Raw genomic sequence first — 22,921 nt, 5'->3', positions numbered from 1 at the left:
GGTTAAAGGGGATATTCTAATGAACCGTTTGGTATGTCGGACAACAAAATCCTATAACCATCATCATAGTTAGGCGTTTGTTTCACGGATTGTTTTCCGTAGGGACAAACGCTTATTGGCGTTAGACCTACGGACTTGAAGCATAAGAGTCATGTAGGTATTTTTTATACCACATGGCTCTTTTTGTTTATTAAAAAATTGGAGATAAATGAGATGGAAAGTCAAAGCATTGTATACCAAATCCCCAAACAGAAGGAGCTGCTTACAGAGCGGTATAAAACACACAAAACACTTCTCAACCGGGACGTCCTTAACGGAGTCCTCTCCATTTTCGATGAGGTGGCCATAAAGGGCGATGAAGCCATCCGAAGTCTTACCAAGAAGTTTGATGAGGTTGATTTGGAGGGATTGATTCTTTCAGATGATTATGTGGAAGGATGCCTATCCTCGCTTACCCCTTCTTTACGGTCAGCTATAGAACAAGCTATTGGAAATGATGTGCAGACCGCTAATTTAGCTATGTTACCGAAAACATGGGAAAAAGAGATTAGACCTGGAACGGTAATCGGGGAAAAGGTGGTTCCCTTGGATTCCGTAGGAATATGGATACCGGCAAGGAAAGGACCGCTAATTTCTACTGCGATCATGCTGGTGGCAGCGGCCAAAACAGCAGGTGTTGGGAGAATTATGGTGGGGATGCCTCCGTTGGCAAATGGGCTTGGAGACCAAGGAACGGTAGCGGCGGCAAAACTTGCGGGAGCGGATCAATTTGTGATCGGAAACGGAGTGGGTATCATTGCCGGTTTTGCCCAAGGAACAAATTCCATTCCTAATGTGGATGGGATTTATGGACCAGGACCAGGTGGAATTGCAGCGGCCATGAGTGTAGCCATGACTTATGGTAAAAAGAGTGTGCTGGGGATCGGTCCAACCGAATGTGTCATTCTCGCAGACGAAACGGCCGATCCGCTAAAAATAGCTTATGACTTAATCAATGAAGGCGAGCATGGTCCTGACTCCTCTTCTATTCTGGTCACCACCTCTGCGATCCTTGCTCGTCAAGGAGGAGGCTGACATAAAACGAAGACCCTTCTTGCAAAATGTCTTTGGTTCAAACGGTAAGGGTGCCATCGTTGCAGCATCCGATCTGGGCGAAGCTTTTGATTTTATTAATTGGTTTGCACCCGAACATTTGATGATTATTTGTGATAAAGAAACAGAGGTTCATGCCCTAACTCGTATAAGCCATGCAGGTGAAATCCTTATCGGCCCATTTACCCCTTTTTCGGCGGCTAACTACGGGATTGGAATTACGGCGGTATTGCCGACTAATCATTTTGCTAGAGCTTTTTCCTGCGTGACCTCTAAAGATATGGTGAAGTATTCAACCATCGGTAAGCTCAGCAAGGAGGCGTTACAGGAGATATATCCCATCATCAAAGAGATGGGGAACTACGAACAATTGCCGTGTCATGTAAAAGCGGCTGATATAAGGTTGTTTGAATAGCTGCCTGCATCGTTGCTTGATTCCCCACCCTTCGGGTGGGGTTATGTCTTGCTGACAACTCCCATTTTCGTCAGATAGATCAATTTGAGAAGGGGCTGCCACTCTTATGATAAAACGATGTGATCTGTTTAGGTTAATTTGTAATCCGAAAATCAGTATCAATCTTGAGTTTTGTTACGGAAGTGGCGTGCTTAAGGACTTCCATGATTGTTAAAAGATTTTCGTTATTTAATTGAAATTGCCCTGATAAATAAGTCTTCATATAGTTATTTTCTATGTAAAAGGAATTTGATATGGAATAGGAAATAACCAAGTCTCCTTTACGGTTTATTCGCTTGACATAGTAAATTCCTCTGGAGACATCGCACTTAGACTACATTTTGTATTGATCCCAAATCCTTTTTGAAGCTCGTCAATAAATTGCAATAATTCCTCGATTGAAAACCAAACATCTACATTCCAGCCGGAAAATTTATTATTTATGACTTCAATAGTACAAGAGATGCTTGGATATCGACCCTGAATATATTGCTCTAAGGTAAAGGAAATATGAGAATGTTTGTCGTTGGAACATATCTTAAAGTCGTAATCTGTCACAGGATTAATCACACACCCAACTCCGAATTACTTAACGATACATTTGCACAAACCACATCTTAAAACCGTGCTTTTCGTAGAACCCCACGATTTTCTGCCATTGCTTACTCGCGGAATACACTATGGAACGAGTAATGCCATTGCTTTCTGCGGTTTGGAGCAGTTTATCGACCAACGCATGTCCGATATTGACGCTTCGAAAGTCGGGATGAACATAAACCTCATCGACTTCCAGGTAAAGCTCGCCTTTTTCAACGACAGCCAAACCATCGCTCTCGTGAACGGTGCCCATAATGTAGCCTACAACCTTTAAATCCATTTCGGCCACCCAAAAATAATCACCTATATACTTTCTCAGCAGTCCTTCGGTGTTAACACCCAGCCCATAGGTGATCGATTCAGAACCCATAATTCCGATAGCTCAATAACCTTTAGGAGGTCATTTCCCCTCGCTTTTCTCACCGTAACCATAAAAAATCCACCACCATTTATAGTTATGCTCCCGGTTGAGCGGCGTGGCAAGCAACGGAAAAGCAAACAAAGCGCTTGACGCTGCACATTTGAACGTATAACCCTTAATCGCCAGCCCCCCTACCCGCTAGACTCCTCCCTCACCCCCTGCTTCCGGAAATCGTTCGGCGTCACCCCGTTCGCTTTCTTGAAGCTCCGGTAGAAATAAGACGAGCTCGTATAGCCCGTCTTCTCCGCAATGTCGGCCACCGGGTCCTCGGTCGTCAGGAGCAGCTGCTTGGCCGCGTTCATGCGAATTTCCTGGATCGCGTCCGTCAAGGTACGATAGGTCACCTGCTTATAAAGCCGGCTAACATAGATCGGCGACATCTCCAGCTCTTCCGCAATCGAGTTCAGGCACAGGTTGGGGTCCGGGTAATCCCGCTCCAGAATCTCTCCGATTCTTCGCACGGTCTCTTCCTGCTTGTCGTTCTTTCTTCCCGTCAACCGCCCCCCCACCTCGTCAAAGATCCGGTGAATGGTTTCCGACAGCTCCTCGAGCGTCTCCGCCTCTCCGATAAGGGCAAGGGCCGCATCGTGCTCGCCCTCCGGCTCCAGTCCGTTGTTCTTCCGGATCGTATGAAGAACCCCGCTTACCGTACAGGCCAGCCGGGAGATCGTCATCTGCACCACCGGGTAAGGGTAATCGGAGGTATCCCGTACCATTTCCGAGAAGATTTCCATCGCTTTCTCCGTTTTGCCGGCCATCAAGCCATCCACCAGCAGCTTCTCCTTCTGAAGAGGAAACGCATAATCCTTATCCCCATGGGCCAAAATGTCTTCGGCAAACAACAGGCAGCCATGCCCGTAAAAAAGCCGGTGCAGCGAGGCTTCCCTCACCTGCTTGTAAAGGGAGACCGCTTCGGGAAGGGTCTCCCTTACCGGACCGGCCGTAACCGAGACGGATACGCCGAGATGGCGGATGATCTCCGCTTGAGCCGCTTTCAGCGGGTCGGTCAGCGAGGCGTCCTCCAAGCGGCTCCTCTCCTCATGGGAGAAGACGAGCAGAACGTGATCCTCCGCCACGTCCGCCCCCTCCACCCGAACAAGCGGGGAAACGACTTCCGTGCTTATGTTCAGCACCGCGAATTTGACCAGCTTGATCTCCTCCCGGTACCTCTCCGTGCACTCCGGAAAGCGGTCGAGCTTGAGCATGACGAGCCGGGAGTACTCCTGCACCTGAAGCTTGGACCCACAGGCGCTCAGCTTCTCCTGCAGAATAGCCGGGGAGCCGGTTTCCCGGCCGAGCAGGAAATTGCGGATGAACTCCTCCCGAATGATGAACAGGTCGTTGCGGCGCTCGGTTTCGAGCGTCTTCAGCCGGCGGAGCACTTGGTCGATCGGCCCGTTCATCCGCCGCGAGGCCAGTACCGAAGCCACTCCTCCCAGCAGAAGAAGACCTAGGCAGATGGCGATCGTCTTCACCCGCATGGACGAAATTTCCCGTGTGATTTCCCCGTACGGCGTAACCCGGACATACCTCCAGCCCAAAGCGTCCGCCGAGGTATAGGACACAAGCGACCGGACCTCGTCCACATCCCCAACGAAGTAGGCAGCGGAAGAGCCGTTGTCCAGAATCTCGGAAATGTAGGGCAGGCCGGAATAATCCGTGCGGATCGGGTCTTCCCCGTTTCTCGACAGAAGCTGTCCTTCCTTGTTAAGGATGAAGGTCTGGGCCGACGTCTCCCCGGTTCCGCTGAAATCGCGGTTCATCCAGTCCTCCGCAATGTTGATGACGACCGCAGCGCTAAGCTGCTTCTCCAACGCATCGAAGGACAGGTAGGTATAGCTGCTGACCCGTTTGGAATCCCCTATGGTGTAGGTTCTCGGAATCGGCTGATAAGGCAGCACGCCTTCTTGGTGATCCAGAACGTTGAGGATACCCTGGTCATCGAGCTCTTCCCGGGTCTGGGTCCCGTTTCGCAAGGTGTCCGAGCTTATGTAGAAAACACCGGCATTCGAATTGTACACATAGACGGATTCGATGAAAGGCATGGACATGCGGTAATTGTCCAGCTGCTGCATGGCGAGCGTAACGTCGTAAATATCCGGCTTCGGATAGTAGATAAGCTTCGCGATGGACGGGTCGCGGTATATTTGGAACGAAAGCGTTTTGGCCGTATCGGTCATTTTGGCGATTTCCCGGCTCGTTTGCTGCAGGCTTTTCAGGTCCGATTGGGAAACAAGCCCCAGGGCGATCCGTTCAAAAAAGAAAAAAAGCAAGGTCGAGGAAACCAGCAAAGCCGTGGTAACGCTTACAAGCAGGCGGACGAAGATCGACTTGTAAATATTCCGGTTTTCCAATGACATGGGATCGCTCCTTTCCTTTTTCGAAGCCGGATGGAAAAACATATTCTAAGTAGTATACACGGAATAGAGTCAAGGTACCAGATAGATACCACAAAAAGTATAGAAATGACACCCCCGTGCCCAGAGTTCACCCTCATTTCCACCCCCTAATGGCAAGAAAATTCACGAAAGGGAGCAAGGTAAACTTTATCTTCCTTCCTGACGGGGGTTACAATCAAACGCAACCGGGAAGCCGTTTACGCTGTGGCTGAGGCGGCTTCCCAACCAACAGACAGCCATTGAGGAGGTAACAAACCGGTGTTGCGCAAACGCGGATTTCTGTATGAACTGAACAAAAACAAGCTCCTGTTCCTGATGCTTGTTCCCACCCTGCTTTTCTTTCTGATCAATTCCTATATCCCGATGGTCGGAATCTATTTTGCCTTTACCCGGTTCGATTTTAACGGAGGGTTATTCGGAAGCCAATTCATCGGCCTCGAGAATTTCTCCTTCCTATGGAAATCCGGGAAGCTGGTGGAGCTCACGCTCAACACCATCGGCTACAATCTGGCGTTTATCTTTTTTAAGAACATTCTCGCCATTCTGTTTGCAGTGCTGCTGAGTGAAATTCATGGCAAATGGTTCAAGAAGATCACCCAGTCCGTCCTGTTCCTTCCCTATTTCGTCTCGTTCGTTCTATTGAGCGCCATTTCCTACAACATGTTCAACTATGAAACCGGCTTCGTGAACACGATGCTGAAATCGTTCGATATCGCTCCGGTCAACTTTTACAACACGCCCTGGATTTGGATCTTTCTGCTGATCGCCTTCTATCTCTGGAAGCAAATCGGCTACAGCATGGTCATTTACCTGGCTTCCATCACGGGGATCAGCGACGAGTATTATGAAGCGGCCCGCATCGACGGCGCCACCATCCTGCAGAGAATCCGCTACATTACCATTCCTATGCTTATGCCTGCCTTCTTCTTGCTTCTGCTGTTCTCCATCGGCAGTATCATGAAGGGCCAGTTCGACCTCTTCTACCAGTTGATCGGGAACAACGGCCTGTTATTCAGCACGACGGACATCATCGACACCTACGTCTTCCGCTCGCTGAAGGAAACCTTTGACATCGGCATGGCGACGGCGGCCGGTCTGTACCAGTCTCTCTTCGGCTTCATTCTAATCCTTACCGTGAACTACCTAATCAAAAAATCGAACGAAGACTATGCTTTGTTCTAGACCTATCCAGGAGGTGACCCTGCCGTGAATACCCGCAAATCGGAAAAATCCGTTATCTTCACATTCTCGGCCTACACGCTCGTTACCATAGCTTCCCTAATCTGCTTGATTCCGTTCCTGCTGATCCTGTCCGGATCGCTTACCTCGAACGAGTCGATCATCCGGGACGGCTACCGTCTCTTTCCTAAGGAATTCTCCTCGGCGGCTTATAAAGCCATTTTCGCCGCTCCCTCTCCCATCGTCCGCGCCTATGGGGTGACCACCTTTGTAACTATCGTCGGAACCGCAATCGGCCTCTTTCTGATGACCATGGCGGGCTACGTCCTTCAAAGAAAAGATTTCCGTTACCGCAACCGCTGCATGTTCTTCATCTACTTTACCACCTTGTTCAGCGGCGGCCTGGTTCCGTGGTACATCATGATGACCTCCTATCTTAACCTGACCGACACGTACACGGCGCTCATTTTCCCGGGGCTCATGTCCCCTTTTCTAATCATCCTGATGAGAAGCTTTATCCGGACCACCATTCCCGACGAAATCGTGGAATCGGCGAAGATCGACGGGGCCAACGACTTCCGCATCTACTACCAGGTGGTCGTTCCGCTCGCCATGCCGGGCATCGCCACCGTGGGCCTGTTCCTGGCCCTGGGGTATTGGAACGGCTGGTTCCACTCTTCCCTGTTCATCAACGATCCTCACAAGTATGAGCTGCAGTATTACCTGTACAACATCATCAACACCATGTCTTTCCTGGCCGACCTCGGAGCAAGCACAGGAGTGACGGTTGCCGTCGACATTCCGATGGAATCCACGAAGCTCGCGATGGCGCTTATCGTCACCGGCCCGATCCTTCTTCTTTACCCGTTCGTCCAGCGTTTCTTCGTTAAGGGCTTGACAGTCGGGGCGGTAAAAGGTTAGTACGGAAAGAGGGAGCCTTCCGGCCGCTTTTTCCGCTGACATATTAGAACAAGAAAACAAGGGAGGCAAACTATGAGCAGCAAAGCAGTAAAATGGGGAGCACTTGGAGCAAGTTTGGCATTATTCTCCGGCCTGATGGCCGGATGCGGCGGCTCGGAACCCAAAGCCGGGGCCACGACAGCCCCAACCGCAAACGGAGGCTTGGATACATCCGAGAAGGTCGAGCTTCAACTGTACATGCTCGGCGAAGCGCCGAAGGATCTGCCGGTGATTGAAGGCAAGATCAACGAGATGGCCCTTAAGGACCTGAACGCAACCGTCAAATTCAACTACATTCCCTGGACCGACAACACCACCAAGTACAAGCTCCTTCTGACCTCAGGCCAAAACATTGACTTAATCTACACGGCCAACTGGTTCGGCTACCAGCAGTACGCGAAGAAGGGTGCCTTCCAGCCGCTCGATGAGCTCGTTCCGAAGTATGCCCCTAAGCTGAACAGCTTCGTGCCGAAGGACATGTGGGAAACGGCCCGCATCGACGGCAAGATTTATACCGTTCCGTCCACGTACAAGGAGTATACGACCGGCGGCTTCATTTACCGGGAGGACCTGCGCCAGAAGTACAACCTGCCTAAGCCCGATTCCATCGAAACCTTCGGGGCTTACCTCGACGGAATCAAGAAGAACGAGAAGGACTTGTTCCCGCTCGCTTCCGGTTTCAACATGAACAACTACAAAGAACTGAAGGTCAATCCGGCCGGTTCCTTTCCTTACGGTGTAACCGCGCCATACACCAAGCCTCAGGAAATGACTTCGTTCTGGGGATCTCCCGAGCATCTGGCCGGCTTGAAGGTCGCCAAGGAGTGGGCGGACAAAGGCTTCTGGTCCAAAAACGTCCTGAACGAGAAGGAGCTCGCCAACAACCTGGTTATCAACGGCAAATCCGCCGCACTCATGTCCCACAACCCGTCCATGTTTAACGACATGAACACGAAGACCCAAGCGGGTCATCCGGATTGGAAGCTGGCTTACTCCCCGTTCCCGTTCATTAAAGGGTATGCGACTCCCGTCAATCCGATCGGAAACGGATTCGCCATTCCGAAGAGCAGCAAGCACGCCGACCGCGCGATCGCTTTCTACGAGAAGCTCGTCACCGACAAGCGGTACAACCAGCTGACCGAGTACGGCATCGAGGGAACCAACTATAAGGTCGAGAACGGTTACTATCAGATGATTGGCGACGCCAAGACGAACGGTTTCCCTCGCGAGGCCATGAACGGCTGGTCGTGGAGAAACCCCGAATACATGCTGTTCGACAAAGGCTATGACGGCGTGAAGGAAATTTTCAGCCAGCTGGACAAAATCTCCAAACCGGACATCTACTCCGGCTTCGCGGAAGATTATACGTCCTACCAAGCCGAGAAGGCCGCCCTGGAGCAAGTCGAGAAGCAATATTTGAAACCGCTTGAAATGGGTCTCGTCGACGATGTGGAAGGCGGACTGAAGATCTTCATGGAGAAAGCGAAAGCGGCCGGCCTAGAGAAGATCCAAGCCGAATACAAGAAGCAGTGGCTCCAATACCTGGATGAAAAGAAAATCAAGTAACAAAAGAAAAAGTCAACCCGTGACGGGTTGACTTTTCTTATGGGCAGGCCGACCGGAGGTCTCCGGTTGGCCTTTTGGGAATGCGGCTGTGCCCTGCGCCAAATCAGCGGGACCGGTTCCCCGCCTGCCGGGTGAGCCCGTCAAAGGCACACTCGATTCCCATGGCCTTCAAGGTCCGGCAGGTTTCCTCGTACGGCTCCACGCTCTGATGGGAAAAATGGGTAGCGATTCGGACCGTTTCCCTCCCGATGGCCCCTATCTTCTCCAGTCGCTCCATCATGCGGCCGAGGTCGCCGAAATTCAGGTGCTCCCTGCCGGAGGATCGGAAACCGAGCGTTCCCTCCATAATCACGGTATCGAACCGGTACCCCTCCAATTCCTTCCACACCTCTTCTTCGTAATAACCGGTATCCGAGGCGTACAGCAGAGTGGCCGTTCCGTCGTCTATCACGTAGTTCATTGCGTCCCCGGTGCGAAGCTGGTGCACGGCCGGCAGGGAACGGATCCGGTAGGCACCCAGCTCGAAACGGCTCCCGGGCAGGACCGGCCGTCTCCGAATGCCGGCCTCCCGGTCGGACCCGCCCGATTCCTCCCATTTCATCCATACGGAAGGAGGACCGGCGGCATCAATCTCGGGAAGCTCGGTCTCAAGCCGGAACCCGCGGGCTCTCAGCTTCAGGTTATCCGGACTGAAATGGTCCAGGTGGCTGTGCGTGATAAGCACATGGCGCAGGCCCGTTAAGCTTATTCCGAAGGCAGCGCACGAGGCGAACACGTCCGGTCCCAGATCAACCAGCAGATCGTCGTTTATGAGAACACTCTGCCTCCTCCGCACATTCTTACCTCCCGTTAACCGGGCGTCGGTACAGGCAGGGCAGGAGCAGAACGGAGAGGGAATCCCCTCTGCCGCCCCTGTCCCGAGAAAAGTAAACCGCATGGCTTAACCTCTCCTTTTCTTTTCAGCGTGCACAAGCCAAGCTTATGTCCCCGATGCGGTAGTTAGAAACCGGAAGTTATCGAAATAGAGCACCTTGGCCGCAGGCTGCTGCCACATCCAGATCTCGATTCCCTTCATCTGCGTCAAATCCAGGGCAATATCGGACAGATCAATGTGAACGGTTTTGCTCCGGTCCGGCCGGACAAACTGGATGAACGTATCATCCGTCTTCCCGTTCGTCTGATGGAATTTCACATAGAAATTGGCCGTCTCTCCTACGTTATGGACATCGAATTCCAGGGCTTTATACGGAGACCAATCCCCTGTCGGGATCCCTTTGCCTGCGTCCATCAGACGGAAGTTGGGAAATTTCACTCCCCCTCGGAACTCCGCCTTCAAGGAATGCTGTCCGTTGGTCACATATTCATCAGACAGGCTTAAGTTGACGGTGGACGAGGTCAGCTTCTGAAGATCCGCCGGCGTTTCGGCATTTTGGAAAACAACGGGAACCGTCGGCTCCTCCCCGTTAACCTGAATGATTTTGGTTAGGGTACGGGACACTCCGTCACGGGTTATGGTGAGAACTGCTTCATTCGGCCCGTTGTGGACGGCTACCTCTGCTGTGAACTTGTCATAGGAAGCGCCCTTCTCCGAAGGGGCCAGCACCCGGTCTCCCAGCCGTACTTCCGCCCCCGGCTCGGTATGGATGGTCAGCTGCCGGGTTCCGCCGGTGCCCGTCACTCCAACCAGAGCGAGAGGACCTTTGTCCGTGGAGGTGATTTCCTCTGCAACGTCTGCACGGACGTCCAGAAGATTAGCCGGATCGTCCGCAAAGCTCCGAATGTTCTTGTACAGGCGGTCGTAGTAGAACTGCAGAGAATCGTGCACCGGATAATCCTTTACGCCAAGACGAGCGGCCGTTTCTTTGATGTGCTGCTCCAGCTGCCACAGGTATTCATAGTCCTCCATCCCTTCCCGGATGGCTTCCAGACGGATGGTGCCGACCGGTCCGTCTATACCTAGCTGCGTTCCCGGGTAGAACAGATACCCGTCCCCGTTTGCACCCGGAAAAGCCAAAGGATCCGTCCAGACGTCTCTCGGCACGTACTGCTTGCCGTCGTATTTCTTGAAGATGGTCGTGGACCAGAAGAGATTGCCTTCCACGCCGTAATCCTTCTGCATCCACGAAAGCAGCCGGGCGCTCAGCAGCTCATCGTCAATATGATAGGACGGAAACGGATGCTTCGGATTCACACTAGTGTACCACCAGACGTGATCTCCCGCCGCCTGCCTTTCCTGCGCGTAATCCTTGTCGTATTTGTTGATCAGGGCGATCCAGTTGTTCACATCGGGAACAAGCTCATCCGTAGGCTGCGTCGTAACGAAGTGGCGGACGTCCGGCGCGATTTCCTTCATCTTCTGGGCATAGTCCCGGACTTTCGGGAAAACGGCGGGAGCCGGCTCATCGATTTGCCCGCCCAGGTAGAAGAACGCCTTCGCGAGAAGCCCTTTCTCCCGCAGCCGGTCGACGAGAAGCTTTGTTTTGGCCCAATCCGGCTGGCTCTGGGCATCCAGATACAGCGGAAGCCGGTAGGAGGTTACCTTCGGATTGAGGATATACGGTTCGGCCAGCTGGATGAACTGGTCGATGTCTCCCGTTGGGACCGGCAGATAGCTTGGGACGATGCGGCTGTCAACGGAAGCCCAGTAGTACTTGTCGAGGAGCTTCCAGAACTCCTCCCCCTGCACCCCGTTATGGGCATAGGAGATCTGATCCCCCCATAGCGTGAAGGCCGTCTCGGAGTGACTCTCATCCGTAAGCTCGAAATCCCATACCGTCAGCCGGACGGGAATCACGATCGGGTTGCCCGTTTCGTGAAGCGTCACGGTCCCGGTATAGTCTCCCGGCTCCTGTCCCTTCGGGACTTTGACCTTGATCCAAATGCCTTGGTTCTGGTTGGCGGGCACATCCAGAAATCCGTCCAGCGGGATCAAGGCGTCCGGGTACCAGCCGGCCGGGAAAGCCCCGGTGGTCGGCTTGGTCACCTGGATATAATGCTCCCGGAACAGCTGGATGTCTTCGCTTCGGATTTTGGCGCTGCCGTTCGTTTGTTTAAGCTCGCTTACCGATACTTGCAGCTTCCGAAGCGGAGTGTCTCCCGCTTTTACGATGACCTGCCCGCTCTCGTATTCGTTGCGGGCGGCTCCCATCTCCAGGTGCTGGGAGCCCGCCTCGGCCCCGGCCGGGAAGGCTTGATCGCGCAGCACTTTCTCGGAATTGGTCGGTACCCAGACCGAGAAATCCGGCGAGGTATCCGCCTTCGTAACCGGGGCAAGCAGAGCGGCCAGAAGGACGGCGGACGACAGTACGCTTAAGGGTTTGCGCAGCATAAGGGCATGATTCCTCCTAAATGGTTTTGGATAATGCGGCTGCAGGTCCTAAGGGGCTTCCGGCGGATGGTCATTCCGTTGGAGCGTTACTTTTTGTAGCGTTCGTAGGCGGCCGTGTAAATTTTCATGTAATCGTCCAGCCCCATCTTCTTAAGCGTAGCCAGATAATTGTCCCACTCGGAGAACGGAGCGTTGCCCATGATGAATTTTACGGTCATCTCATCCACGTACTTGTTGATGTCGTTCGTCAGCGGAGTAAACCGGGCCAATTCTTCTTGGGTATACGTGAAGGCCGGCCATACTTCCTTCGGGTAGTAAGGATCGATCTTCTTCACGGCTTCCTGGTTCTCCGGGAAGCTTTCGCCGCCGAAATACGTTTTCTTGGTCAGCATGGCCGGATAGAAACCGCCTGCGAACGTGACGTATTTCTTCTGGGCTTCTTTGTCCTTCTTGAGCTCGTCGCTGTAATCGAGCGTGCCGTCCGGCTTCTCCACGTAGCTCTTGTCCTTGATGCCCATGAAGAACATCTTGCTGCCTTCTTCGCTGTAGAAGTAATCGACCCAGCGAATCGTCGCTTCCGGGTATTTGTTCTTGTTGGAGATGGCGAAGGCGCCAATGTCGATCAGCGGAGAGCGGGCGCGGGAGAATACCTGGTCCCCGTGAGGACCCTTCAGGGCCGTCATGCCGACATAGCTGTTCGTGTCGGTGCCGAAGCTCGACTTCTCGTTAATGTGGACGAAGGAACCGTACAGCCCTTCCTTCCCTTTGGCGAGCATTTCCGGCCCTTTGATCGTCATGATATCCGGAATGAACAGATCTTCCTTATACAGCCGGTTCAAGTATTCCAGGAGCTCCTTATAGCCCGGGTCGGCCGGCTCGAAGCGGAGCTTGTTCGTCTTGGGATCCATATCCACCCGGCCGTGGGTATTGCCGTGGTTGCCCAGTCCCCAGGCTCCCTTAAGCGCATCCACAATGCCGATTCCGCCCAGCACACCGCTAGCCGCGAAAGGAATTTCATCATTCTTGCCGTTCTTGTTCGGATCCTGGGTTTTGACCGCCTTCAAGTATTGATAATACTCCTCGGTTGTCGTCGGCTCTTTCATGCCGAGAGCATCGAGGAACTTCTTGTTGATCCAGAATTCGGAGCCGATGACGACCGAGCGGAAGGAAGGGTCGTAGAAGGTCGGAAGGGAATAGATTTTGCCGTCCGGCATCGTCAATCCCTTCTTCACCTCCGGGTTGGTTTCGAACAGCTTTTTGACATTCGGGGCGTACTTGTCGATCAGATCGTTAAGCGGAATGAGCAGGCCCTGGCTGCCGTAGTTGGCGATATCCGTGGTCGAGAACCTCGCCGTGTGGAAGAAATCCGGCAGATCTCCGCTGGCCATAAGGACATTCCGCTTCTGGGTCAGAGCGGCCGCGTCGGACGCGGGAGAGAGCTGCCAGTCGACCGTGACGTTGGTCATCTTCGCGTATTCCTTCCAGATCTCCACTTCGTTCCAATTGACGGGAGCCGAGTCCGCCCTTGCGGCGAAGACCGTCAGCTTGATCGGCTCCTTGACGATCGGGAATCCCGTCGTATTGACATCCTTGGCTCTCTCTCCCGTTTTCGGAGTGGCTCCCGCCTCTCCGCCCTTGTCCGAGCACCCGGCCGCCAAACTGGCCGCCATCACCGCAGCCAGAACCGGCGGCAACGCTTTTCTTGCTTTCATACCCCAAGACCTCCCATAATTCAAAGAATATTGTGAATAAGGGATGGGTTATCCCTTAATGGCACCGATGAGAACCCCTTTGACGAAGTACTTCTGCAGGAACGGATAGAGAAGCAGCATAGGCAGATTCGCCACGATAACCATGGCATATTTGATCGTTTCCCCTTCCAGCACCCGCTGGATGGAGAATTCGCCCGTCTGCAGCTCGTTAAATTCTCCCCGGACGAGAATATCCCGCAGGAACAGCTGAAGGGGGAATTTCTCCCGGTCGTTCAAGTAGATCATGGCATTGAAGTAGGTGTTCCAGTTCCAGACGGCGTAATAAAGCACCATAACAGCCAGAATGGGCAGGGACAAGGGAAGCACGATCCGGAAAAGCATCCGAAGGTCGCCGCAGCCGTCCATCGAGGCGGACTCGATAAGCTCATTCGGAATCCCATGCTCGAGAGAGGTTCTCATGATGACAATATTCAGCACCGATACGGCCGTAGGGATGATGATCGCCCAGAAGGTGTTGACCATATGTAAGCTCTTGATCAGCAGATAGGTTGGGATCAGGCCTCCGCTGAAGAACAAGGTGAAAGCAAAGAACGCGGTGATGGCCCCTCGGCCGACGAAATCTCGGCGCGACAGCGGGTAAGCAGCCAATACCGTCATGACCACGTTGACGAGGGTACCGGCCGAGACGTAGAACAGCGTGTTCCGGTAGCCCAGCAGCACATCCTTGTCCTGAAGCAGTTTGGTGTACCCGACGGAGGTGAAATCCATCGGAATGAGCCACATTTTGCCCGTCACGACGTGCTCGGGATTGCTGATGGAAGCGCTGAATACATAGACGAGCGGATACAGCACCAGCATGGCGACGAAGATCAGCCACACGTAGATGAAGAGATCGAGAACCCGGTCGCCGGCGGATTGCCTGATCCGTCCGCCTGATTTAAGAGTCGTCTGGGTTACCATAGGCTTGTTTCCCCCGCTTTCCGGGCTATGTAGTTGACAGACACGAGCAGCAGGAAGTTAACGGCCGAGTTAAAAAGCCCTACCGCCGCCGCAAAGCTATATTCCGCCCCGCCGATCCCTGTCCGGAACACATAGGTCGATATGACGTCGGAGCTTTCCAGGTTAAGGTCATGCTGCATGAGCAGGAGCTTCTCCAGGCTTCCTCCGCCCATCAAATTCCCCATGTTGAGGATGAACAGAATGGCGACGGTCGGCATGATGGCCGGCACATTGATATGCCAGATCCGTCTTAACCGGCTGGCTCCGTCAATGGTCGCGGCTTCGTGCTGCTGGGGATCCACTCCGCTTAGGGCGGCGAGGTATATGATCGACCCCCACCCCATCTGCTGCCAGATGTCGGAGAGGACATAGACCGTTTTGAACCAGTGCGGGTCGGTCATGAAGGCAATCGGCTCCAGCCCGAGCCCGCGCAGGGCGTGGTTGACGATCCCTTTTTGGGTGGATAGCAGGGCGAACAGAATTCCGACGACAACGGTTAAGGATAGAAAGTGGGGGGCATAGGTGATGGTCTGGACAAAGCTGCGGAACCACTTGGTCCGGACTTCATTGATCATGAGGGCGAGGAGGATAGGGACCGGGAATCCGATGACGAGGGAATAAAGGCTGATCTGCAGAGTGTTAAGGATGACCCTCGAGAAGTAATACCCTTTAAAAAACCGTTCGAAATGAACGAAGCCGACCCACGGGCTGTCCCAAATTCCTTTCGCCGCCGTGAAGTTCTTGAAAGCGATCTGGACTCCGTACATGGGAAAGTAACAAAAGATAATGAAATAGGCGATAACCGGAGCGATGAGCAAATATAGAACCCAATGCCGGCGTATGGCTTTGACCAGAGAGCTGCGGCTCCGGATGCCGGCCCTGCTCTTGCCCGAGGCGGTCTGCCTCACTAGTTGTTCCAACCTTAGTCCCTCCTAACCATCTTTATCTGGATAGCGAAAGCCAGTTAACGTATAACTTGCGCGTATGGCTTATCGCCGACTTGCTAGTTAAGGCATTACGGCATTCGTCGCGCAGGAGGCTTCTGCCGGCCGGCGGTAAGGCTCAATGGTCAAGAGCCGCCCCCCCGTTCTCATCGATTCGGCGGCCGCGCAGCCTACCGCCACACTCATGCGTCCGTCCAGCGGAGAGGCTACCGGCTCCTTGCCGTATAGAACCAAGTCGATAAATTCCTTACAGATCCGGGGATCGGCCCCGTTATGCGACCCTTCCTCCTGCTTGATCGCATAAGTCTGATCGGAGAGGCTTCTCCAGGAAGCGGATTGGCGTGTATGTACGTAAACCTTTCCTTCCGGCTCCGAATTCTCCAACCGCCCTTTCGTCCCGATAACGGTATAGTTCCGCTGGTAATCCGGCGTGAAATGGCATTGAAGATAAGAAGCCTTCACTCCATTATCCATCTCCATCATCACCATGCTGTTGTCCTCCACATCGATCTCCTTGCGGAAGGCACAGCGCTGCAGGACCCCGAAGCGCGCTTCCGGGCAGGTCGTGTTGTCCGGACAGGCGGAGCAGGTAAGATCATCCGGCTTATCGCCGCCGAAATAATCCAAGGAACCGAAAGCGGAAACTTTGCGCGTGTACGAGCCGGCCAGCCAGTGGATGATGTCCAGATCATGGGAGCCCTTCTGCAGAAGCAGCGAAGTCGTATTCCGGGAGCTGCCGTGCCAGCTGTGATAATAATAATCGCCTCCAAGCCCTACAAAGTGCCGGACCCAGACCGCCTTCACCTCTCCGATCTCACCGGCGTCGATAATTTCCTTCATGGTCCGGTACATGCTCATGTACCTCATGTTAAAGCCGATCATGAAGTGCTTGCCGGACGCCTGCCAAGCTTCCAGAATCCGGTCGCAGCCTGCCGTTGTGATCGCAAGCGGCTTCTCGCTGTAAACATGCTTTCCCGCCTGAAGCGCCGCGATCGTATGCTCCTCATGGCAATAATCCGGGGTCAGCACGATGACGGCATCCACATCCGGGCGCGCCAGCAGCTCCCGGTAGTCCGAGGTCACCCACAGATCCGGGTTAATCCGCTGACGGTACTTCTCCCGGTTATCGGCTGACAGATCGCAGCCCGCCACGACAAGCGATCTTCCATCGGGCTGGTGCCAATACTTCGTCACACCCGACCTCCATCCCAAACCAATAACCCCCAGCCTGACTTGCTCCATCTTTCAACCTCCTGTGTAACATATTTGGGCCCAAATTTTGGCCAAAGATCGCAGAGATAACCCGCTCCCTGTTAACGGATGGAGCGCAAGCAGTTATCCTATTGCCCCACAGCTATCCTCGGATTGGAGAATCGCCTGCCGGAAGAGCGGCTTTTAAGAATCGGGTGTCCTTACCGAAGAAGGGCGGAGAATCATTTCGAAAGGCATAACAAGCTTAAATGGGAGCGGTGACCGTTCGGCGCATTGGTCGATCAGCACTTTGGCGGCCATCATGCCGATCTCATACTTCGGCACGTGTACGGTAGACAGCGGAGGCATGGTGAACTGGGACACCTCAATATTGTCGTGTCCCACGAACGCCATATCCTCCGGGATGCGCAGCCCTTGCTCGGCCGCCGCTCTCATCGCGGAGATGGCAAGCATGTCGCTTGCCGCGAACACGGCCGTCGGGCGTTCCGGCCCGGCTTTCCCCAACCGCTCGGCCATCAGCCGGTAGCTTTCGTTTACATCCCAGCCGGTATTGAGAATCCATTCGGGATCAACAGCAAGCCCGGCTTCCTCCATCGCATAGCGGTACCCGCGGTATCTCTTCTCCCGCTCCATCTCACCCGTCAGTCCGTTCCCGCCGATGAAAGCAATGCGTTCATGGCCTTCCGCTATCAGGTGGCGGACCGCCGTTTTGGCTGCCTGCACCCGGTCATAGGTGATGACGGGAACGGTAGAGTCCGAAATATCGATTCCGACGACGGCTGGCACGCTTTTCTTGATTTTTTCATAGAGGGTGGAAGGAATTCCTTCTATTATAATGATTCCGTCCAGCCGCGTTTCCTGCAGGAGACGGCCCAAGGCCGATTCGCCCTGAATTTCCTCCAGCGTCAGCACGTAGGCGAGCGAGCTGTTCTGTTCGGTCAGCTTCCTTTCGATCCCTTCCAGAATAGGAGAGAAATAGGGATGGTTGTATTTGTTCTGGGGAGCCGACACGATGCACCCGATCTGCAAACCTTCCCGGCCCGAATTCCGTTCGTTCTTGCGGTTCTGCTTCTTTCCAAGCCCTGCCGTTTCGTAGCCCAGCTCCTCTACCGCCTTCCAGACGCGGGTCTTGGTCTCCTGGTTGATATGACGGCTTGAATCGTTGTTGATCACGCGGGAAACGGTGGAGATAGAGACTCCCACATGCTCGGCGATATCCTTCAATTTAGGCAAGGCGCATAAACTCCTTTATCCCTGACGGTTCAGGCTGATCTTGAATGGCGGTCCGGAAGCCCACGAGCCTCCTTATCTGTTCCTCATTTTACCAGCGCGCCGCCCAAACCGTCAATCATTTTCCTGGATATTTTCCAAAAATTCATAATATTTGGGCCCAAATATCATCACAATAAAAACGGCTTTCTCCCCTTGGAGAAAACCGCTTTATGGTAGGAATTAAGCGAAGCCAGGATAACTGAGCAGGGTCTCCACGAACACCTTCGGCTCGTCGATGGCAAACCGGCGGATTCCCATATCAAGCAGAGCATGCATCGATTCCGTGGTAAACCGGAAAGGGAGCACCTCGAGCTCAATGCCCGCCGCTGCTGTTTCTTCCAATGTGGCCCGCAGGAAATCCGGCTGAACGGCGTAGCGCCAGCCATCGGCCGATTCGGAGGCGGCATCCTTCAGATGGATCTGGATAATATCCAGCCCCTCATAACCGGATTCGGCGGCTTCCTTGACGACCTTGGAGATCCCTTCCGGGGTTCCCCCGCCGGATACCCACTGCATCGTGCGGATTTCGGGAGCGAGCCGCTTGACGGTACGGCAGTTGGCCGGATCGTTATGGGCGAAAATAATCTGGCTTCCCACCCCGTAACGCGCTACGAGCTCCGCCAGCTTCTCCAGGTCCACCTGCTTGAAGTCGAGATAGAGCTCCCGTTCCGGATGGGCCGCGAGCACTTCCAGAATATCGGAAAGGGCCGGAACCTTCTCTCCCTTGAACGCTTCCCCGAAACGAATGCCCGTATCCCAGTCTTTCATTTCGGCGTAGGTGACTTCGGCTACCGGCTTGTTCTCCATTCCCTCCGGAACCGAGGCGGTTCTCGCCGGGGTGGCGTCGTGAATGCCAATGATGACTCCGTCCGCCGTCTGCCGGATATCAAGCTCGGGGATTCCTCCCAAGCTCCAGACATATTCCAGTGCAGACATTGTATTCTCGGGCACCTCGGCATTCGAATTCTGATGAGCCTGCCATTGAACCGGTGACTTGTTCCCCCGTACCGTTGAAGGGTTGTTCATCCTTTCCCACTCCCACTCATTTGTATTCACTTTATGTTCATTTGTGCTTATTTAAGCATAGGAAAGGCCGGTCTCTCTGTCAAGATGTTTCCTCCCCCGGAAACGAAAAAAGATGAAATGGTTTTAATTATTTTGCATCTTTTTCTTCCCGGGGGAGCCGATATAATGGGACTATGTCGTTTATAACCACCAGGAGGCTGTCATGCGCAAGAAATTAACTACCTTTTACCACAATTACGATACGGCCATATGGATCAGGGTGATCGGAACGATCCTTACCTCCCTCACCAATTTCATGGTAAGGCCATTCCTTGTCCTCTATCTGTATGACAAGCTGAACTCGTCTCTTCTGCTTCCCATGATCATTATCGGACTGCAGCCGCTCTGCGGGCTGCTGGTGAATCTTTTTGCCGGAAATATAAGCGACCGGTTTGGGCGCAAGCCCGTTCTGATCGTTTCCCTGCTGATCCAGACCGTAACCTTGAGCGGATATATCTTTGCGGAAAGCGTATGGGAATACGCGGTCATTTCCATCCTGAACGGAATAGGCGCCGCCCTCTTCATGCCGGCGGCCAACGCCCAGATCGCCGACGTTGTCCCCGAGAACAAGCGCGCGGAAGTGTTCGCTCTGCTGCATACCGCCCTGAACGTGGGATCGGCAGGCGGTCCGCTGATCGGGGTGGTGCTTTTTGCCTGGAGCTCCCGGATTGTGTTCCTGATTTGTGCCCTTTCCGTCCTGGCCTATCTGATTCTCGTTTGGATCAAGGTTCCCGAAACCCTGCCCGCCTCCAGCCGGTCGGCCGCTCCCGAAACCGGACGAGCCAAGGCCGCGTTCCGGCCTGGGGAGCATAAAGCGATCTATACCCTGACGGTGCTTGCCCTGCCGGTGTCCCTGCTCTATGCCCAAGTGGAATCTACCCTGCCGCTGCATCTCCAAACCCATTTTCTGGATTTCAAAACCGTCTACGCCGCCATGCTGACCTTTAACGGGCTTACGGTCATCCTTCTGCAGCTTTGGCTCGCCAAACGGACGGAAGGGCTTCCCCCCTATCATGTGGTCGCGGCTGCCTACGGAATGTTCTCTCTCGTCGCCCTTGGCTACGGCTTCTCCCCTTACGTGATTCTTCTGTTCGCGGTAGAGTTCCTGTTCACCATCGGTGAGATGCTGTTCGGTCCTCATATCCAGAAGGTCATTGCCCGGATCGCCCCGGTAGAGCAACGAGGTCAATACTTCTCTATCTACGGGATGAATTGGCAGATCGGGCGGGCCATCGGACCGGTAGCCGGCGGATGGATGCTGGAGAAAGCCAACGGGGAAGTCATGTTCTTCGTCTTCGCCCTCCTGCTGATGGCGTCTGGGATCCTGCAGGTTATCCAAGTGCGCAGCCTTTACGGCAGAGCGGCACGGGCCTTGGAGAAAGCGGTCTAACCCCGTGGTCCCGCTTAGGCCCCCATTAATCAGAAAGAACCAGCTCCGCTGCCTGGATCAAGGGGCGGACGCTGGTTCTTTTGCTGTTACTTCAAGCTCGTTCGATCTCGAGAGCTGAGTATTTTTCAGATCGGTGATCCGTACCTGTACCTTCCCGTGACCGGCTTCCTTTCGGTCCTCCTCCGGAACCCAGGCCACGAGCCTTTGGCTGCTCTCCCTTCGGGTCTCCAGCTTCCTCCCGTTCAGCCAGACGGCCGATTCCCCGGATAATCCCTCCCCGACTACCTCAAGCCGGCCGTTCCCGTCCAGCACGGCTGCGGCAAGATGGGGCTCACCGAAGCCCAGAGAGAACGAAGGCGCATGGATAGCGTCCCGTATTCCCGTTACGCGGTAGCCCTCTTGAGCGCCGTACAGAATATCGTCTTGCAGCCTCCGGTAATCGAGCAGCTCCGCTTCGTCGATCGGATGATCCTTTCGCAGCGAGCGGGGGGCGAACAGGGGCAGCCGGCGGTAGAGCTCATAGAGATAATCGGTGTAGTAAGTGCCGGGCGTTCCGAGATAATGAAGCAGATAGGCTCCGAGGAAGCTCGCGTTCATCCGCAAGCTGTCCTTGCCGGGAGCGGCCGCATTGCTCCAGATGACAAAGGGGGTGTAGTGCATCTTCTCCATATAAGACGGATCCTCGGCCCCGGTAATATAACCGGTATCCCGGTAGACCTTGTAGGCATTCCCGAGCTGCGCCATATGGTCACCGAAGCAGAGGATCACCGTGGGCTCCGCGGATTCCCGGTAGTGGTCGGTCAGCTTCTTCAAAGCCTGGTCGAAAGCTCGCTCCCCTTCGGCATAATTTCGGAGAATGGCCAGCGACTCCTCACTGACCTCACCGCTTACCTCGATCTCCGTCCTGTAAAATTTATCTTTATAAGGTCCATGATTCTCCATCGTATTGGCAAAAACAAAATCCGGCCCCGGCGACTCCTCCGTCGCCCGGATGATCGTATCCATCACCTGGCTGTCCTTCAGGAAGGGACCGTGAAACTCCTGGTCCATGTACTCGCTCGGAACGAAGCGGGAGAACCCGAGATGGCGGTACACGTTGCGGGAGTTGAAGAACCAGTTGTAGAACGGGTTGACCGCCGTCGCCGTATAGCCCTTGCGGGAATAAATGGAGGCAAGGGAATCCACGGGCCGGTTAACATGGCTGATATAGGCTACCGTACTGTCGGGCAGAAACCGGACGGAGTTCCCCGTCAGCACCTCGAATTCCACGTTCGCAGTCGTTCCTCCGAATTGGGGGGAAAGGATCCATCCCGAAGGATAGCCGTTCATCAGGGAATGAAAGTAGGGAATCGGGTCCTCGCTGAATCGGACCTTCGGAAGCAGCGTCGGATCCCAGAAGCTCTCCGAGAGGAGGACGATGACATTAGGCTTCGTCCCTTCCGGCCATAGGGGGGTTCCGGCCGATGCCCGTTCCTTCTCCCCTGGCGCGACGACCTTCACCAATTTCCGGATTTCCGCGGGACTTGAGCCGGAGGGCCGGAAGCGCTTAAGAAATTCAACCGAATCTCCCCACGAATAAAGCAGCCCGTTGCGGGTCGCCTGGAAATCCGTCTCGTAATAGTATGGGAAGACCGGGAATTCCATCCGGAGGGAAAAAGGAACCCCCAGCCATACGCTGGAGACCAGCACCAGTCCGGCCGCCGCTCCCAGGAGGCGTCCTATCCCGGAAAGCGGCTTTATGCGTATTAGCAGCAGCAGGAGGAGGGCTCCCGCGGCTAGGGCTGCGGTAATGAGAAGCCCGCGGTGCAGAGGCGGATTGAGCGGGAGGAAGGGATCCCGGCCTTCCTGGGGAAGAAACCAGGTCCACAGGGACAGGGGAGCCCCCGTCCGGTTCCGGGTTACCGCGCTTATGAAGCCGGCGGTCCCCGCCGCCAGCAGCAGAGCGGCAAAGGCAAGCCGGGTGCGGCCCACCGCTCCGGCAAGCAGAAGGGATAGTCCGAGAGCCGCGAAATAATTCATCCACCATTCGTTCGGCCGTTCGAGCATCCAGGCCCAGGCAGCCGGAAACGAGGAATGCGCGACTCCTTCCAGCACCGCGACAAGAACAGCCGGGAACACCAAATAAACCGCTGCGGCCCCGAGCCGGGGCAGAACAGAGCGCCAAGTTCGCAGATGCTTAAGTAACGGAAAAAGGGAAACGGGACGCAGGCCTTTCATTTACGAATCCTCCAAGTTCCTGATCCTTCGGCCGGCAGCGTCCTTCGGGAAAAGGGTCTCCTCCGGCTTGCTACGGGTTACAGCCAGTGTAACACGGGTATGGCCCTTGCGGCT

The 22,921-nt window shown here is 54.4% G+C and carries 17 protein-coding genes; 6 read left to right on the top strand and 11 right to left on the bottom strand.

Annotation, left to right across the window (positions count from 1 at the left end; genetic code table 11):
- Positions 1-135: 135 nt before the first annotated feature.
- Entirely contained in the window at positions 136-1,074 is a 939-nt protein-coding gene (locus MJA45_RS10210) for a histidinol dehydrogenase (protein ID WP_315607152.1), read from the top strand.
- A gap of 19 nt (positions 1,075-1,093) precedes the next feature.
- Positions 1,094-1,507 carry a histidinol dehydrogenase gene (locus MJA45_RS10205; protein WP_315607151.1) on the top strand — a complete coding sequence of 138 codons (414 nt, stop codon included), beginning with the start codon at positions 1,094-1,096 and terminating at the stop codon, positions 1,505-1,507.
- A 628-nt stretch (positions 1,508-2,135) separates the two neighbouring features.
- On the opposite strand, the gene MJA45_RS10200 is transcribed toward MJA45_RS10205, so the two are convergent.
- Together MJA45_RS10200 and MJA45_RS10195 are read right to left on the bottom strand one after the other, a co-directional pair.
- On the bottom strand, positions 2,136-2,513 hold the full coding sequence (locus MJA45_RS10200; RefSeq protein WP_315607150.1) for a GNAT family N-acetyltransferase: 378 nt from the start codon (positions 2,511-2,513) through the stop codon (positions 2,136-2,138).
- A 182-nt stretch (positions 2,514-2,695) separates the two neighbouring features.
- Complete coding sequence (locus tag MJA45_RS10195; protein ID WP_315607149.1) at positions 2,696-4,924, bottom strand: AraC family transcriptional regulator; 2,229 nt, start codon at positions 4,922-4,924, stop codon at positions 2,696-2,698.
- A 354-nt stretch (positions 4,925-5,278) separates the two neighbouring features.
- Here MJA45_RS10195 and MJA45_RS10190 point away from each other — a divergent pair, with 354 nt between their 5' ends.
- From MJA45_RS10190 to MJA45_RS10180, 3 genes are all read left to right on the top strand, one after another.
- The gene (locus MJA45_RS10190) at positions 5,279-6,145 is read left to right on the top strand and encodes an ABC transporter permease (protein WP_315607983.1); all 867 of its coding nucleotides are present in this window, start codon (positions 5,279-5,281) and stop codon (positions 6,143-6,145) included.
- Between the two features lie 24 nt (positions 6,146-6,169).
- Positions 6,170-7,063 carry a carbohydrate ABC transporter permease gene (locus MJA45_RS10185; RefSeq protein WP_315607148.1) on the top strand — a complete coding sequence of 298 codons (894 nt, stop codon included), beginning with the start codon at positions 6,170-6,172 and terminating at the stop codon, positions 7,061-7,063.
- 72 nt (positions 7,064-7,135) lie between these two features.
- Positions 7,136-8,668 (top strand): extracellular solute-binding protein, encoded by a 1,533-nt coding sequence (locus MJA45_RS10180; protein WP_407083120.1) that lies wholly within the window; start codon positions 7,136-7,138, stop codon positions 8,666-8,668.
- A 103-nt stretch (positions 8,669-8,771) separates the two neighbouring features.
- Here the strand turns inward: MJA45_RS10180 and MJA45_RS10175 are convergent, their stop codons facing one another.
- From MJA45_RS10175 to MJA45_RS10140, 8 genes are all read right to left on the bottom strand, one after another.
- The gene (locus MJA45_RS10175) at positions 8,772-9,605 is read right to left on the bottom strand and encodes an MBL fold metallo-hydrolase (RefSeq protein ID WP_315607147.1); all 834 of its coding nucleotides are present in this window, start codon (positions 9,603-9,605) and stop codon (positions 8,772-8,774) included.
- Between the two features lie 42 nt (positions 9,606-9,647).
- Positions 9,648-11,996 carry a DUF4091 domain-containing protein gene (locus MJA45_RS10170; RefSeq protein WP_315607146.1) on the bottom strand — a complete coding sequence of 783 codons (2,349 nt, stop codon included), beginning with the start codon at positions 11,994-11,996 and terminating at the stop codon, positions 9,648-9,650.
- An 86-nt stretch (positions 11,997-12,082) separates the two neighbouring features.
- Entirely contained in the window at positions 12,083-13,708 is a 1,626-nt protein-coding gene (locus MJA45_RS10165; protein ID WP_315607145.1) for a type 2 periplasmic-binding domain-containing protein, read from the bottom strand.
- Between the two features lie 48 nt (positions 13,709-13,756).
- The gene (locus MJA45_RS10160; RefSeq protein ID WP_315607144.1) at positions 13,757-14,668 is read right to left on the bottom strand and encodes a carbohydrate ABC transporter permease; all 912 of its coding nucleotides are present in this window, start codon (positions 14,666-14,668) and stop codon (positions 13,757-13,759) included.
- On the bottom strand, positions 14,662-15,579 hold the full coding sequence (locus MJA45_RS10155; protein ID WP_315607981.1) for an ABC transporter permease: 918 nt from the start codon (positions 15,577-15,579) through the stop codon (positions 14,662-14,664). The genes MJA45_RS10160 and MJA45_RS10155 overlap by 7 nt, the downstream gene beginning before the upstream one ends.
- A gap of 135 nt (positions 15,580-15,714) precedes the next feature.
- Positions 15,715-16,893 carry a Gfo/Idh/MocA family protein gene (locus MJA45_RS10150; RefSeq protein WP_315607143.1) on the bottom strand — a complete coding sequence of 393 codons (1,179 nt, stop codon included), beginning with the start codon at positions 16,891-16,893 and terminating at the stop codon, positions 15,715-15,717.
- A gap of 153 nt (positions 16,894-17,046) precedes the next feature.
- Positions 17,047-18,096 (bottom strand): LacI family DNA-binding transcriptional regulator, encoded by a 1,050-nt coding sequence (locus MJA45_RS10145; protein ID WP_315607142.1) that lies wholly within the window; start codon positions 18,094-18,096, stop codon positions 17,047-17,049.
- Positions 18,097-18,315: 219 nt separating this feature from the next.
- Entirely contained in the window at positions 18,316-19,161 is an 846-nt protein-coding gene (locus tag MJA45_RS10140) for a glycerophosphodiester phosphodiesterase (protein ID WP_315607141.1), read from the bottom strand.
- Positions 19,162-19,363: 202 nt separating this feature from the next.
- Here MJA45_RS10140 and MJA45_RS10135 point away from each other — a divergent pair, with 202 nt between their 5' ends.
- Complete coding sequence (locus MJA45_RS10135) at positions 19,364-20,590, top strand: MDR family MFS transporter (protein WP_315607140.1); 1,227 nt, start codon at positions 19,364-19,366, stop codon at positions 20,588-20,590.
- A 57-nt stretch (positions 20,591-20,647) separates the two neighbouring features.
- Here the strand turns inward: MJA45_RS10135 and MJA45_RS10130 are convergent, their stop codons facing one another.
- Positions 20,648-22,807, bottom strand: coding sequence for an LTA synthase family protein (locus tag MJA45_RS10130; protein WP_315607139.1), 2,160 nt, complete (start codon positions 22,805-22,807; stop codon positions 20,648-20,650).
- Between the last annotated feature and the right edge of the window lie 114 nt (positions 22,808-22,921).

Origin of the sequence: Paenibacillus aurantius (genome assembly GCF_032268605.1) — a bacterium.
Classification (GTDB): domain Bacteria; phylum Bacillota; class Bacilli; order Paenibacillales; family NBRC-103111; genus Paenibacillus_AO; species Paenibacillus_AO aurantius.
Note: the sequence above shows the minus strand (reverse complement) of the source record. Positions and strands in the feature narration are given on the sequence as shown.